At 64.4% G+C, this 13960-nt stretch carries 16 protein-coding genes and 2 pseudogenes; 5 read left to right on the forward strand and 13 right to left on the reverse strand.

What is annotated here, in order from left to right; genetic code table 11:
* Positions 1-62 precede the first annotated feature (62 nt).
* A pseudogene (locus BLS40_RS11175) lies at positions 63-257 on the forward strand (IS3-like element IS3501 family transposase); the annotation flags it as partial.
* On the forward strand, positions 206-1291 hold the full coding sequence (locus BLS40_RS03105) for an IS3 family transposase (RefSeq protein ID WP_231908539.1): 1086 nt from the start codon (positions 206-208) through the stop codon (positions 1289-1291). The pseudogene BLS40_RS11175 and the gene BLS40_RS03105, both read left to right, overlap by 52 nt.
* Before the next feature lie 22 nt (positions 1292-1313).
* Here BLS40_RS03105 and BLS40_RS03110 read toward each other — a convergent pair whose 3' ends face one another.
* Complete coding sequence (locus tag BLS40_RS03110) at positions 1314-1619, reverse strand: IS3 family transposase (RefSeq protein WP_231908458.1); 306 nt, start codon at positions 1617-1619, stop codon at positions 1314-1316.
* Positions 1620-1621: 2 nt separating this feature from the next.
* Entirely contained in the window at positions 1622-1945 is a 324-nt protein-coding gene (locus BLS40_RS03115) for a hypothetical protein (RefSeq protein WP_231908457.1), read from the reverse strand.
* Positions 1946-1997: 52 nt separating this feature from the next.
* Here BLS40_RS03115 and BLS40_RS03120 point away from each other — a divergent pair.
* Positions 1998-2201 (forward strand): annotated as a pseudogene (locus BLS40_RS03120) (integrase core domain-containing protein); the annotation flags it as partial.
* Here BLS40_RS03120 and BLS40_RS03125 read toward each other — a convergent pair.
* The gene (locus BLS40_RS03125) at positions 2195-2884 is read right to left on the reverse strand and encodes an IS6 family transposase (protein ID WP_157672434.1); all 690 of its coding nucleotides are present in this window, start codon (positions 2882-2884) and stop codon (positions 2195-2197) included. The pseudogene BLS40_RS03120 and the gene BLS40_RS03125 overlap by 7 nt on opposite strands.
* 200 nt (positions 2885-3084) lie before the next feature.
* On the opposite strand from BLS40_RS03125, the gene BLS40_RS03135 reads away from it, so the two are divergent.
* A complete protein-coding gene (locus BLS40_RS03135; RefSeq protein ID WP_040422633.1) occupies positions 3085-3495 on the forward strand; it encodes a four-helix bundle copper-binding protein in 411 nt (136 codons plus the stop codon).
* A gap of 150 nt (positions 3496-3645) precedes the next feature.
* Here the strand turns inward: BLS40_RS03135 and BLS40_RS11180 are convergent, their stop codons facing one another.
* The 3 genes from BLS40_RS11180 to BLS40_RS03150 all read right to left on the reverse strand — a co-directional run bounded on the left by BLS40_RS11180 (position 3646) and on the right by BLS40_RS03150 (position 5043).
* Positions 3646-4419 (reverse strand): type IIL restriction-modification enzyme MmeI, encoded by a 774-nt coding sequence (locus BLS40_RS11180; RefSeq protein ID WP_231908498.1) that lies wholly within the window; start codon positions 4417-4419, stop codon positions 3646-3648.
* A 139-nt stretch (positions 4420-4558) separates the two neighbouring features.
* Positions 4559-4801 carry a toxin gene (locus tag BLS40_RS03145; RefSeq protein WP_092148619.1) on the reverse strand — a complete coding sequence of 81 codons (243 nt, stop codon included), beginning with the start codon at positions 4799-4801 and terminating at the stop codon, positions 4559-4561.
* A complete protein-coding gene (locus tag BLS40_RS03150; protein WP_092148622.1) occupies positions 4798-5043 on the reverse strand; it encodes a ribbon-helix-helix protein, CopG family in 246 nt (81 codons plus the stop codon). The genes BLS40_RS03145 and BLS40_RS03150 overlap by 4 nt, the downstream gene beginning before the upstream one ends.
* A gap of 166 nt (positions 5044-5209) precedes the next feature.
* Here BLS40_RS03150 and BLS40_RS03155 point away from each other — a divergent pair, with 166 nt between their 5' ends.
* Positions 5210-5692 (forward strand): MarR family winged helix-turn-helix transcriptional regulator, encoded by a 483-nt coding sequence (locus BLS40_RS03155; protein WP_092148625.1) that lies wholly within the window; start codon positions 5210-5212, stop codon positions 5690-5692.
* On the opposite strand, the gene metK is transcribed toward BLS40_RS03155, so the two are convergent.
* From metK to carB, 7 genes are all read right to left on the reverse strand, one after another.
* Positions 5670-6902: a methionine adenosyltransferase gene (gene metK, locus BLS40_RS03160; protein ID WP_092148628.1), complete on the reverse strand. Its 1233-nt coding sequence runs from the start codon at positions 6900-6902 to the stop codon at positions 5670-5672. The two genes, BLS40_RS03155 and metK, sit on opposite strands and share 23 nt — an antisense overlap.
* Positions 6903-6969: 67 nt before the next feature.
* The gene (gene coaBC / locus BLS40_RS03165) at positions 6970-8187 is read right to left on the reverse strand and encodes a bifunctional phosphopantothenoylcysteine decarboxylase/phosphopantothenate--cysteine ligase CoaBC (protein WP_092148631.1); all 1218 of its coding nucleotides are present in this window, start codon (positions 8185-8187) and stop codon (positions 6970-6972) included.
* An 81-nt stretch (positions 8188-8268) separates the two neighbouring features.
* A complete protein-coding gene (gene rpoZ, locus BLS40_RS03170) occupies positions 8269-8523 on the reverse strand; it encodes a DNA-directed RNA polymerase subunit omega (RefSeq protein ID WP_092152102.1) in 255 nt (84 codons plus the stop codon).
* Between the two features lie 155 nt (positions 8524-8678).
* A complete protein-coding gene (gene gmk / locus BLS40_RS03175) occupies positions 8679-9260 on the reverse strand; it encodes a guanylate kinase (protein WP_092148635.1) in 582 nt (193 codons plus the stop codon).
* A 4-nt stretch (positions 9261-9264) separates the two neighbouring features.
* Positions 9265-9588: an integration host factor, actinobacterial type gene (gene mihF / locus BLS40_RS03180; protein ID WP_092148638.1), complete on the reverse strand. Its 324-nt coding sequence runs from the start codon at positions 9586-9588 to the stop codon at positions 9265-9267.
* Positions 9589-9816: 228 nt separating this feature from the next.
* Positions 9817-10617: an orotidine-5'-phosphate decarboxylase gene (gene pyrF / locus BLS40_RS03185; protein ID WP_092148641.1), complete on the reverse strand. Its 801-nt coding sequence runs from the start codon at positions 10615-10617 to the stop codon at positions 9817-9819.
* Complete coding sequence (gene carB / locus BLS40_RS03190) at positions 10618-13959, reverse strand: carbamoyl-phosphate synthase large subunit (protein WP_092148644.1); 3342 nt, start codon at positions 13957-13959, stop codon at positions 10618-10620.
* Position 13960: the final 1 nt, after the last annotated feature.

Genomic DNA, 13960 nt, shown 5'->3' on the forward strand with positions numbered 1-13960 from the left:
TCTTGCGTCGGAGTGAAGTGTCCTGGGTTTAGTTCCGATCGTTTCTAGAGGAGGATTGGACCATGCCTAGGAAGTTCAGTGACGAGTTCAAGGACAAGGCGGTGCGGTTAGCCGAGGAGCTCGTTGAGCTTGAGGGGTGCTCGAAGTGGGCGGCGGCGGAGGAGATCGGCGAGAAGCTCGGCGTCTCGGCGCACACGCTCAACAACTGGTTGAAACCTGTCAAAGCGTCCCCCGACGTTCAGCGGAGCACTGGCGAGTCGGTCGACGACGAACTGAAGCGTCTGCGGCAAGAGAACAAAGAGCTGCGCAGGGCAAACGAGATCTTGAAGACCGCTTCAGCTTTTTTCGCAGCGGAACTCGACCGTCCCACCAGAAGATGATCGAATACATCGACACGTATCGCGATCGCTTCGGGGTCGAGGCCATCTGTCGCACGTTAAGGCAGACAGAATGTGGGTTTATCACCTCTCGTGGCTACCGAGCAGCGAAAACACGAGCCCCGTCGGCCAGGAGCTTGTCAGACGCGCTGCTTATCCCCGAATTGGTGAAAGTCTTCGAGGACAACTTCAGCGTGTACGGGGTACGCAAGATGTGGAAGGCCATGCAGCGCGCCGGCTGGGACATCGGTCGTGATCAGACGGCACGGTTGATGAAACTCGCCGGCATCCAAGGCCGCAGAAGGGGCCGCACTCCGATCACAACGCTTCGGGCTGATGTCCCGGATTGTCGTCCTGATCTGGTCAATCGTGACTTCACCGCGTCAGCGCCGCACCGGCTGTGGGTCGCTGACATCACCTACGTGCGTACCCTGTCGGGGTTTGCGTACACCGCGTTCATCACCGATGCGTACTCCCGCAAGATTGTCGGGGTTGCCACCAGGGCGAGCATGCGCACCGATGAGCTGCCTCTTGAGGCTTTTGAGCATGCTCTTTATCACGCAGGTGATCTCCGTGCTGAAGGACTTGTCCATCACAGCGATCGCGGCTCGCAGTACGTGTCCATTCGTTACAGTGAGGTGCTTGCTCAAGCTGGGATTGATCCGTCCGTTGGCACCGTCGGCGATTCCTACGACAACGCGTTGGCGGAAACGGTCAACGGTCTATACAAGACCGAGCTGATCTATCCCCACCGGCCGTGGGCGTCGGTTGGGGAAGTCGAGATCGCGACCCTTCGCTGGGTGTACTGGTGGAATAACCATCGCCTGCACGAGTCATTGGGATACATCACTCCACAAGAGATGGAAGACGCCTACTATCAACAATCACACGCCCACCCGTTGGGCGTTCAATAAGCGGAACGAAAACCAGGACGCTTCAGAGTACACCCGCGATTCCAAGGATATTCATGAGGCGTTGCACCTGGTCACGGCCGATGTTCCAGCCTGCCCGGTGGGCGGCTTTCCATAGTTTTCGTCGCCCGTAGACCCGCCGATTGGCCCGCCACAGCTCAAAGAGCCGGTGCGCGGTGTAAGCCTCGTCCAGCTCGGCAGGGGTGGGCCCGAAACCACGGGCCTGGAAGCGGTAGAACGTTGCTGGTGAAATAGCGTATTCATGCTCGTTGAGCACGCGGCACATCCGCTCGATGGAATACAGGTGCCGGTGAGTGCGGAGGAAGTCCACGATCACTTCAGTTTGCGGTCGAGCTCCGCCTGGGCGAAAAAAGCTGAGGCCAGTTTCAGGATCTCGTTGGCTTCTTTGAGCCGGGCATTTTCTTTGCGCAGGGTAATAAGTTCCGCGTCTTTCTCGGCGTCGGATTGCTCGACGGCGACGTCCACCTTTTTCTCTTCTGCGCGTACCCAGTTGCGGATAGTGGATGTTTTGATGCCGATGACAGCTTCGACAGCGCGTAGTGCGGCTGCCTTGGATGAAGCGCCGTCAGCGAGCTCCTCGAAGTACAGGCGCACCGCCCGCTGGCGGGTCTCCTGGTCGTAGGGGCTGATAGCCATGATGTTCCTCCTGCGTTACATCATGCCCTCTCACAAACCCAGGCCGGTTTAAACGGTCAACGGTCTATACAAGACCGAGCTGATCTATCCCCACCGGCCGTGGGCGTCGGTTGGGGAAGTCGAGATCGCGACCCTTCGCTGGGTGTACTGGTGGAATAACCATCGCCTGCACGAGTCATTGGGATACATCACTCCACAAGAGATGGAAGACGCCTACTATCAACAATCACTCGCCCACCCGTTGGGCGTTCAATAAGCGGAACGAAAACCAGGACGCTTCACATAAGCAAACATCGTGCCCTGACCTTTCCGCAATGAGTGCATCGCTTCCATCCCTTTCAACGTCCGGTAGGCAGACGTCCGATTTTTGAACGCCCCCTTCGGTCCCAGGATTCGTTTCAACCGGCCATGATCTCCCTCGAGAACGTTGTTCAGGTATTTCACCTGCCGGTGCTCCACCGTCTGAGGGCAGATTCCCTCCGCCTTCAGCTCGGATATTGCCTTGGCCAGAGCTGGTGCCTTGTCGGTGCTGATGACCCGCGGGGACCCGGCTGTCGTATTCGATCGCAGGGTCTTGGCCAGGAAACGCTTGGCCGCCGCGACATTGCGCTTCGGAGAGAGATAAAAGTCCAGGGTCTGCCCACCGGCGGTAATAGCCCGGTAGAGATAGCACCACGTGCCGCCGACCCGAGTATAGGTCTCATCCACCCGCCAGGACCGGGCCTGCCAGTCGGGTACCTGCCGGTACCACCGAGTGTGCTTATCCAGCTCAGGGGCGTATTTCTGCACCCAGCGGTAGATCGTGGTGTGATCGACTGGCACACCCCGCTCGGTCATCATTTCTTCGAGATCGCGGTAGCTCACCCCGTAGCGGCAGTACCACCGCACCGCCCCCAGGATGATTTCACGGGGGAAATGCCGACCGGAGAAGATGCCCATGGCCGTGATTATTTCACGCCGGTCTTTCTACTGCCCCAACTTTGCAACAGCACCGCCGCTAGGTGGAGGTTGGGGTTCTTCATGAAATCTTCATGGTCCAGCCCTGGATTCCGGCCAGTCGGGCCTCTAGGGTCGAGGGTGTGGGCCGGTCGGCTCGACCGGCCCGCCTTTCCGGACCGAATTGAGATATGGAGCACGACATGACCCATCACGTACACGCCATGCTGGAGACCCACCCGAAGGACCTAGGCCAGATCGACAAGGACAAACTGGCCGAATGCATCACCGCCTGCTTCGAGTGCGCCCAGACCTGCACCGCCTGCGCGGATGCCTGCCTGGGTGAGGACATGGTCGCGGAGCTGACCACCTGCATCCGCCTCAACCTCGACTGTGCTGACATCTGTACGGCCACCGGCCGGATGCTCTCCCGGCCCACCGACTGGAATGTCACCCTTATCCGCTCCGTCCTGGAGGCTTGTCGTACTGCCTGCCAGGCCTGTGGAGAAGAATGCGCCCGCCACGCTGAGATGCACGAGCACTGCACGGTCTGCGCCGAGGCCTGCCGCCGGTGCGAGCAGGCCTGTACTGAGCTGCTCGCCACCTTGGACTAACCCCGACCCACGACCACGCTCACTGTTTCCGCCATATCTTTCCTATGCAGGGGTTTTCGACCTCCCGGACCATTGTGAACGAGACGTTGCTCCAGCACTAGTCTTCCGCTCCTGCGGTTTTGGCCATGAAGTGCAGGGCAGTAGCTCAGATCATCGACAATCCGAGGGAAAGCGCAGAGGACATGATAAATAACGGTCCTGCTCCCACAGGCCGGCATCGTCACCGAAAAGGAGAAACAGCAGGCGGGTCAGAAACACCGAGGTGCGCTGGACCTCCTCGTCCTCGTCCTGCGGGTTGGTGGGTGCGGCATCGGCCACGTCCTCGTCCACCTCGTCACCCGCCATTGCGGTGAACAGGTTCGCCATGATCTTTGACGCCTTGATCGAGGCGGCCTGCTCTTCCTCGCGGGTCATGGACTCGTCGTAGCCGGCGAGGAATTTCAGCTCGTCCACATGATCGGTGACCTCACCGAGGGGGAAGGTCACGTCGAAGCGCTGCTCGGGGTCACCCAGGCGCAGGAGACGGAAGGTCTCGAAGTCGGAGGCGAGGATGTAGCGGGGTTGTTCGGTGGCGGAGACGGACCCGCCCTGCAGGTAGTCGCGGGCCTGGTCGACCGCGAGCTGGAGGTCGACACCCGGTTTCTTCGCCTCGCCAATCACCACGGAGGGCCAGAACAGGTCGATGTAGCCGGTATTACCCGTCGAGGCGCGCTTGGCGTCTTGCTCGAACAGGTCCATGCGTGCGGCGGAGATGCCGAAGCAGGCGAGGAAGTCCGACCAGAAAGACTGGGCGTACTTCTTCTCGATCGCCCCCTGGTTAGCTTCAGTCCAGCTGTCGAGGCGCTCACGCCAGTGCAGCTTGAACTTGTCGAGGTTGTGCCGCATTTCGGAGCGGTCGAGACGCTGGGGGGCAGGAGTAGTCACCGTCCCACCATATCCAGCAACGCCACACCCGGAGCCGAAATCCGCCAGCAGTCGCGGTTCGACGAGAAGCGGCTTGTTCTGCCGGGTGACGACTGCCCTCTAAGGGCGCCCCTTAGGCAACCGTCGACTCACCGAGCGGTTACCTAAGGAGATCGACGTATTTCGACCGCGCTTTCATTGCGTGAATCAGCAATTCGTCCCCGTCGGAGGCGACAACCACGACAGTCTCCAAAAGTCGGGCGTGGGTGTCAAACCCGAGACGTAGTTCACGCCATTGCGCGGGATCATCGTCAAGGGGTGCGACCCATGTTGGAAATAAAGCGGCATGGATGCCGTCTTCCTCATTGATGCCGTGCTTGGTGGCAGATGCCGCCACCCTCATGCCGCGATGATAGCGGTGATCGCCTGGCGCATCATCTCTGAACGCGACAGATGCTTTTCGGCTGCGATCCTGTCGAGCGACTCCAACTCCTCCGGGGTGAGACGAACCGTAACCACCTGGGAAGCTTCCGGACCACGACCCGGACGCCCCCGCCCGCGCTTCTTCAGCGCATCGATGTCATAGCCATCCTCCGCCTCGGCAACCCAGGCGTTCAGCTGCTTCTCGGTGATATTAACAGGCATGCAATTATCGTATTACGGAATTGGGGGCATGTCGAGCCTCTCACTCAATCGCTTAGAAGAAGTTTCCGGCAACACCCCTATAACCCGTTACTGTCTCACCGAGAAGGAAAACAGCATCCTCGAGGTTAATAACTTCACGGCTAAAGCGAACGGTTACGATGGTGGCATGGAAAATTCCAGCCACTCCCGCGAGACGGTCTACCTGGGCGCCCAGGAGCGCCAGGTGTGGGACACCCTCATCAGTGTCCTCGTGCGGCTCCCGGCAGCGCTCGACCGCCAGCTGCACAAGGACTCGGGCCTGAGCCACTTTGAGTATCAGGTGTTGTCCATCCTGTCGGAGCGCCCCGAGCGCACCCTGCGCATGAGCGTGCTGGCCAGCCGTGTCGAGTCAGCACTGCCCCGCCTCTCCCAGGTGGTCGCCCGGCTGGAGAAGCGCGGCTGGGTGACGCGCGCAACCGATCCCAGCGACGGCCGCTACACGCTGGCAACCCTGACAGACGCCGGCATGGAAAAGGTCGTCGCCACCGCCCCCGGGCACGTCGACATGGTGCGGCGCCTCGTGTTCGACCCGCTGACCAAGACGCAGCTGCGGCAGCTGCAGGAGAGCGGGCGCCGGATGCTTGGCGCTATTGAGGAGCAGGAACTGTAACCGCGGCCGCTTTGAGCTCCTCGACCTTGTCCAGGTTCTCCCACGGCAAATCGATGTCGACGCGCCCGAAGTGGCCGTACGCCGCGGTCTGGCTGTAAATCGGCCGCCGCAGATCCAGCTCCCGGATGATCGCGTCCGGGCGCAGGTCGAATACCCTCTCCACCGCCTGCTGGATCGACGCGTCCGACTGCCCAGGCGCCGCGGTGCCGAAGGTTTCCACGTACAGGCCCACCGGGTTGGCGCGGCCGATGGCGTAGGCCACCTGAACCTCCACCCGGTCAGCGAGCCCGGCCGCGACAATGTTCTTGGCCACCCACCTCATGGCGTACGCGGCAGAGCGGTCCACCTTCGACGGGTCCTTGCCGGAGAAAGCGCCGCCGCCGTGCCGGGCCATCCCCCCGTAGGTGTCCACGATGATCTTGCGTCCCGTCAGGCCTGCGTCGCCCATCGGGCCGCCCATGATGAACGACCCCGACGGGTTGACCAGCAACTTAGTGTCCTCGTCGTAGAACCGCTGCAGCCCAGCGTCCTGGATGACCCATTCGACGACATGGGTGCGCAGCGCCTCCTCCAGCGGTGCGCCCATGAAATGCGGGTCGTGCTGGGTGGAAATGACGATCGTGTCCAGGTGGACGGGGGTGTCGCCGTCGTAAGCGAACGTGACCTGCGTCTTGCCGTCCGGGCGCAGGCCGGCGACCTCGCGATTTTTGCGCACCTGCGTCAGGCGGCGCGACAGGCGGTGCGCTGTCGAGATGGGAAGCGGCATGTACTCGGGGGTCTCGTTGGTGGCGTAACCGAACATCAACCCCTGATCCCCCGCCCCCGACTGCTCATCCTCGCTGGTGGATCCGTTCTCGCGGACCTCCTGGGACGTGGACACCCCGTTGGCGATCTCCTCGGACTGCTCGCCAATGGCGATGTTTACCCCGCACGTGTGCCCGTCGAATCCCACCTCGGAGGACTCAAACCCGATCTCCACCAGCTTCTGGCGCACGATGGCGGCAATGTTGGAGTACGCCTCGGTGCGCACTTCCCCCACGACGTGGACCTGCCCTGTGGTGACGAGGGTTTCCACGGCCACGCGAGAATGCGGGTCCTGCGCCAGCATGTCGTCGAGGATCGCGTCGGAGATGGCGTCGCAAATCTTGTCGGGGTGGCCTTCGGTCACGGACTCGCTGGTAAACAGGCGGTGGAAAGTTGGCGTAGACAAGGCGATCTTTCTTTAGGGTCAGTAAGTGATGACGACCAATATAGACCAAGCTGTCTAACTATCCAAACTACCGCTCCTGCGCCTCAATCGCTTGCCACATCCGCGCGGCGACGACCTGCTTGGGGCCTTCGGCGATCTCCGCGACCGACCCGTCCGCGCCCAGCAGCCACCCGCTGTTGCTCGGCTGGCCGAACACCGCCCCACCCGCCACGGAGTTGACCATGAGCATGTCCGCGCCCTTGCGCTCCAGCTTCTTCCTGCCGTTAACAAGCACGTCGTCGGTCTCCGCGGCGAACCCGACGATGGTGGCATTGGTCTCGCCCGCCCGCCGCTTATCGACGAGCCCCCGCAGCACGTCCGGGTTTTCCACCAGCTCAATCCTCGAGAGCGCGTCCGTGTCCACGCCCTTTTTCAGCTTGGAGTTCGCTTCCGCGGCGGGCCGGAAGTCGGAGACGGCGGCCGCCATGATGATGATGTCCGCCTCGGTCGCCCGCGCGTTCATCTCCGCCTCCAAGTCGCGGGTGGAGCGCACCCGGACGATTTCGGCGCCGGCGGGGGCGCTGAGCTCGTCCGTGTCCCCGGCGACGACGGTGACTTGGGCGCCCTTCTGCGCCGCGAGCTCGGCCAGGGCGAAACCCTGCCGCCCGGACGACCGGTTGCCGATGAACCGGACGGGGTCAATGTTCTCCTGTGTTCCGCCGGCGCTAATCAGCACGCGCTCGCCCTCCAATCCGCGGCCCAGCGGGCCTACTTCAGCCACCGTGCGCGCCAGCTCGGCGATCTGCGCAGGCTCCAGCAGCCGCCCCGGGCCGCTGTCTTTGCCCGTCAGGCGCCCGTGCGCCGGCTCGAGCACAGTCAGGCCGCGGCTGCGCAGCGTGTCCACGTTGGCTCGCGTCGCCGCGTTGAGCCACATCTCTGTGTGCATGGCCGGTGCGAGCACCACCGGGCAGGTGGCGACGAGGACGGTCGCCGTCAGCAGGTCGTCGGCACGCCCGGCGGCGATACGCGCGATCACGTCGGCGGTGGCGGGGGCAACGACGATGAGGTCGGCCTCCTGGCCCACCCTCACGTGCTGCACCTCGTCCACGCGGGTAAATACCCCGGTGTCCACGGGGTTGCCGGACAGTGCCTCGAACGTCGCCGCGCCCACAAAGTTCAACGCGCTCGGGGTCGGAACCACCCGGACGTCGTCCCCGCGTTCCTTGAAATCCCGGACGAGATGGCATGCCTTATAGGCCGCGATTCCTCCGGAGACACCGACAACGACATTGCGGGGTTGAGTCATGTGGGCTGAGTTTACCCGAGCACGACAAACGCGGCCCGCCCCGTGGAGGGGTCCGGCCGCGTCTCCGGAAAAGCGCTGTCTTTAGAGGGCTTCCTCGTGCTCGAGGAGGCCCGCCTGAATCTCACGCAGCGCGATGGACAGGGGCTTCTCCCCCGCCTCCGGGGTCACCAGCGGGCCGATGAACTCGAAGACGCCCTCGTCCTGCTCCTGGTAGTAGCTGTTGATCTGGCGGGCACGCTTCGCCGCGAAAATCACCAGCGCGTACTTGGAGGAGACCTTGCTCAGCAGCTCGTCAATCGGCGGGGCCGTGATCCCCTGCGGGGTGTCGTACACCATGGAGTCCGAGACGTCCGAAACGTCCGAAACGTCGGATGCATCGTCAGGGGCGTCGGTGACAGTGGGGATGTCAGAGGCCTCAACGCTTGCCTCGGTGGCGTCTCGGTCAACTGGCAGATCGTTGTTTGGATTGGTCAAAATGAACCTACTCGTCGTTAGTTGTTGGATGTTCGCAGCAGAATGCCCGCGATGGCCGCGACGGCGTCGTCGACATTGTCGTTGACCACAATGTGGTCGAACTCGCCCTTGGCATCAAGCTCCTCGCGTGCGGTGGCGAGACGGCGCGCGATCACGTCCGGCGACTCGGTGCCGCGGCCGGTCAGGCGCTCTACCAGCACGTCCCAGGACGGCGGGGCGAGGAACACCGTCTCCGCATCCGGCATCAGTGCCTTGATATTGCGGGCGCCGATCAGGTCCACCTCCACCAGGACGGGCCGGCCCTGCGCGAGCGCTCCCCTGACGGGTCCGGCGGGGGTGCCTGAGCGCTGCAGTCCCCCGTGGATGTCAGCCCATTCGAGCATCTCGCCGGCGTCAATGTGGCGCTGGAAATCGTCGGCGCTGACGTAGAAGTAGTCCCGCCCGTCGACCTCGCCCGGACGTGGCGCCCGGGTTGTCATGGACACGGAGAAATAGAGGTTGGGCACGTCAGTGCGCAGACGGTGGACAACCGTCGACTTTCCGACGGCGGAGGGGCCCGCCAGAACAACAAGCCGCCCCTGCGATGTCACGTCTGCCACCTGACTAGCTCTCGGAGAAGCCGAAGCGCTCCAGCAGGGCGCGGCGCTGACGGTCGCCCAGGCCGCGCAGGCGGCGGGTCTGAGCGATCTCGAGCTCCTCCATAATCTCGCGGGCCTTGACCTTACCCACCTTCGGCATGGCCTCGAGCAGAGCGGAGACCTTGGTCTTGCCGATGATCTCGTCGGAATCCGACTTGTCCAGGACGTCCTTGAGGGTGGTGTCGCCGCGCTTCAGCGATGCCTTGAGCTCTGCACGCTGCTTGCGTGCCTCGGCAGCCTTGGCGAGTGCTTCCTTGCGCTGCTCATCAGTCAACTGTGGAAGGGCCACGGATTCCTCCAAAAAAGGTAGTAGTGAATTAATTTCAACAGCGTGCCACGTGAGTATCCCGGCAGGGAAATCCCACCGATGCAACTCGCTGAGCCGGGCTCAGTTTATCACTGGGCCCGACAGTCAACGGCCAACCTGGCTGTTTAACGGCGCATTTAGCCACGTCACCGCGATGACGCACTTAAACTACCAGGCTTTTTCCGATTCTACGAATATCACCGTCGTTTGTCAGCGATGGATCAGGGAAAGTGCTCTTTTGCGCAGCTCACGCGGGTTCGGGCCGGCGGAGAGGACGGAGCGCGACACGCTGGGAAAAACGAGGTGCGCAGCCGACCCGGCGACCCGGGAGGCGTCCTCGAGGGTGCCTCCTTGCGCCCCTACCCCGGGCATGAGCACCGGCGCGCCCAGCGCGTCCAGGCGCGGCGGCGTTTCGACGGTCGCTCCGACCACCACGCCGACGTCCCCCACTTTCGTGCCGGAGTTGTACGCGGCGCACCCGTCGACCATCTGCTGCGCGATGGTCACGCCGCCGACTTCCTGGGATTGGAACTGCTCCGCCTCCGGGTTGGAGTTCGCCGCCATGACGAACACCCCTTTGCCGCCCGCGCGCGCCAGCTCAATCGCCGGGTCCAGCGAGCCGAGCCCCAAGTAGGGCGTGAGCGTCACCGCATCCGCCTCCAGGGGCGAGCCCGCCGACAGCCACGCGCGGGCGTAGCCCTCCATCGTGGAGCCGATGTCGCCGCGCTTGGCGTCGGCCACCGTCAGAGAGTCCGATGCGCGCAGCGCCGCCAGGGTGTCCTCGAGCACCGTGTAGCCGGCCGACCCGAAGCGCTCGAAAAAGGCCACCTGGGGCTTGACTAGGGCGACGTGCCCCGCAAACGCGTCCACGCAGATGCGGGAGAACTCCGCGAGGCCGGCGACGTCATCATCCAGCCCCCACTCCCGCAGCAGGCCGGCGTGCGGGTCGATGCCGACGCAAAGGCGGCCGAGGCGCTCGCCGGCGTCAACAAGCCGTGCGCCGAACCCCATCTAGCGCGCCCCCTGCGGGGTGTGCTCGAGCTCCTGCAGGCTCATGACGGTGACCTCGTTGTCACGCAGCGCCTCGATGCCCTGCACCGCCGCGACGACGCCCTGCACCGTGGTGACTAGGGGCACGTTGTTGGCGGCCGCGGTGGCGCGGATGTCGTAGCCGTCGTGGCGCGCGCCCGCCGACCCCGCCGGCGTGTTGAGGATGAGTTCGATCTCGCCGTTGCCGATGCGCTCCACAATCGAGGTTCCCTCGGCGCCCTCGCGCACTTCGGAGGCCTTAAGCGCGACCTCGCAGTCGATGCCGTTGCGGCGCAGCATGGACGCCGTGCCGGCGGTGGCGACGATGGTGTACCCCATGGTGGACAGGCGCTGGATGGGGAAAATGAGCGAGCGCTTGTCCCGGTTGGCCACCGACACAAACACGGTGCCCTCGGTGGGTAGCTCGCCGAACGCGGCCGCCTCGGCCTTGGCGTATGCCACACCGAACGACGGGGCCAGGCCCATGACCTCGCCGGTGGACTTCATCTCCGGGCCGAGGATGGTGTCGAGCACCTCGCCCTCCGGAGTGCGGAAGCGGGTAAACGGCAGCACCGCCTCCTTCACGGCGATGGGGTGCTCGAGCGGCAGCGAGCCGCCGTCGTAGTCGGTCGGCAGCATACCCTCGGCCTTGAGCTCTGCGATGGTGGCGCCCATCATGATGCGCGAGGCCGCCTTGGCCAGGTGAACGCCGGTCGCCTTGGACACGAACGGCACGGTGCGCGAGGCACGCGGGTTGGCCTCGATGACGTAGAGGACGTCGTCCTTCAGCGCGAACTGCACGTTCATGAGGCCCTTGACGCCGATGCCGTGGGCCAGCGCTTCGGCGGAGCGGCGCACCGTGTCGATGTCTTCCGGGCCGATCGTCATCGGCGGCAGCGCGCAGGCAGAGTCGCCCGAGTGGATGCCCGCCTCCTCAATGTGCTCCATGACGCCGCCGAGGTAGACCTCGGTGCCGTCGCTGAGCACGTCGACGTCGATCTCAATCGCGGAGTCGAGGAACCTGTCCACCAGCACGGGATGATCCGGGGACAGCTCCGTGGCGCGGTTGATGTAGTCCTCGAGGTTCTTCTCGTCGTAGACGATCTCCATGCCGCGCCCGCCGAGCACGTAGGAGGGGCGCACGAGCACGGGGTAGCCGATACGGGACGCGACCTCGCGGGCCTCCTCGAACGAGGTCGCGGTGCCGTACGCCGGGGCGGGAAGCTGCGCGGCGTCGAGCACGTGACCGAACTCCCCGCGGTCCTCGGCCAGGTCGATGGCCTCCGGGGAGGTGCCCACGATGGGCACGCCGGCGTCGGCAAGCCGCTGCGCCAGCCCCAGCGGGGTCTGCCCGCCGAGCTGGACGATCACGCCCGCGACGGTGCCGGAGGCGGACTCGGCGCGGTAGATCTCCATGACGTCCTCGAAGGTCAGCGGCTCGAAGTAGAGGCGGTCGGCGGTGTCGTAGTCCGTGGAGACGGTCTCGGGGTTGCAGTTGACCATGACCGTCTCGTAGCCGATGCGGGAGAGCTCGAGCGCGGCGTGGACACACGAGTAGTCGAACTCGATGCCCTGGCCGATGCGGTTCGGGCCGGAGCCGAGGATGATCACCTTGTCCTTGCCGGAGGCGGCGATCTCGCTTTCGGCGTTCTCGTCGTACTCGTAGGTGGAGTAGTGGTACGGGGTGGTCGCCTCGAACTCGCCGGCGCAGGTGTCCACCGTCTTGAACACGGGGTGCACGCCGAGCGACAGGCGCAGGGAGCGCACACCCTCTTCGCCGGCCAGCTCCGGGCGCAGGGCGGCGATTTGGGCGTCGGAAAGCCCGTAGACCTTGGCCTCGCGCAGCAGCTCCTTGTCCAGCACGGGGGCGGCGGCGAGGTGCTCGCGGAAGTCGACGAGCGCGGCGAGCTCGGCTAGGAACCACGGGTCGATCAGCGAGGCCTCGTGCACCTGCTCGATGCTGGCGCCGAGCCGCAGGGCGAGCTCGACGTCGTACATGCGCTTGTCTGTCGGCGTGCGCAGGTCCTCGAGCACGGCCTCGACGTCGTCTGCCCGGTCGCCGGCGAAGTAGGAGTCGGGGCGGGTCCAGAACCCGGCCTGCTGGTCCTCCATCGAGCGCATGACCTTGTTCAGGCCCTGGATGTAGTTGCGTCCAATGCCCATGGCCTCGCCGACCGCCTTCATGGAAGTCCCGAGTGTCACGTCGGAGCCCGGGAACTTCTCGAAGGCGAAGCGCGGCATCTTCACAATGACGTAATCCAGCGTCGGCTCGAACGCGGCCGGGGTGACGCCGGTGATGTCGTTGGTGATCTCGTCGAGCGTGTAGCCGATGGCGAGCTTGGAGGCGATCTTGGCGATCGGGAAGCCCGTCGCCTTCGACGCCAGCGCCGAGGAGCGCGATACGCGCGGGTTCATCTCGATGGTGATGATGCGGCCGTCTGCCGGGTTCACGGCGAACTGGATGTTGCAGCCGCCGGTGTCCACGCCGACCTCGCGGATGATCGCGATGCCCTGGTCGCGCATCGTCTGGTACTCGCGGTCCGTGAGCGTCAACGCGGGCGCGACGGTGACCGAGTCGCCTGTGTGCACGCCGAGCGCGTCGACGTTCTCGATCGAGGCGACAACCACGACGTTGTCGTCGCCGTCGCGCATGAGCTCGAGCTCGAACTCCTTCCAGCCGAGGATCGACTCCTCGATGAGCACGTTCGCCTCGGGGGAGGCCTCGAGGCCGCCGCCGGCGATGCGTTTGAGATCCTCCATCGTGAACGCCAGGCCGGAGCCGAGGCCTCCCATGGTGAACGACGGGCGCACCACCACCGGCAGGCCGAGCTCGGCGACGGCGTCGTGGACCTCATCCATGGAGTGGCACACGCGCGAGCGCGCGGACTCGCCACCGATCTTGGCCACGATGTCCTTGAACTTCTGGCGGTCCTCGCCGCGCTCGATGGCGTCGATGTTCGCGCCGATGAGCTCCACGCCGTGCTTGTCCAGGATGCCGAGGCGGTCGAGCTGGATCGCGGCATTGAGCGCGGTCTGCCCGCCCAGGGTCGCCAGGATCGCATCGACGGGGTGGCCCTGCTCAGCCTCGCGGGCGAGGATCTTGTCGATGTACGCCGGCTCGATCGGTTCGACGTAAGTGTGGTCGGCGAACTCCGGGTCGGTCATGATCGTCGCCGGGTTGGAGTTGATCAGGGTCACACGCAGGCCCTCGTCCTTGAGCACGCGGCACGCCTGGGTGCCCGAGTAGTCGAACTCGCAGGCCTGGCCGATGACGATCGGGCCGGAGCCGATAACCAGGACGTGGTTGATGTCTTCTCGCTTCATG

The organism is Corynebacterium mycetoides (assembly GCF_900103625.1).
Classification (GTDB): domain Bacteria; phylum Actinomycetota; class Actinomycetes; order Mycobacteriales; family Mycobacteriaceae; genus Corynebacterium; species Corynebacterium mycetoides.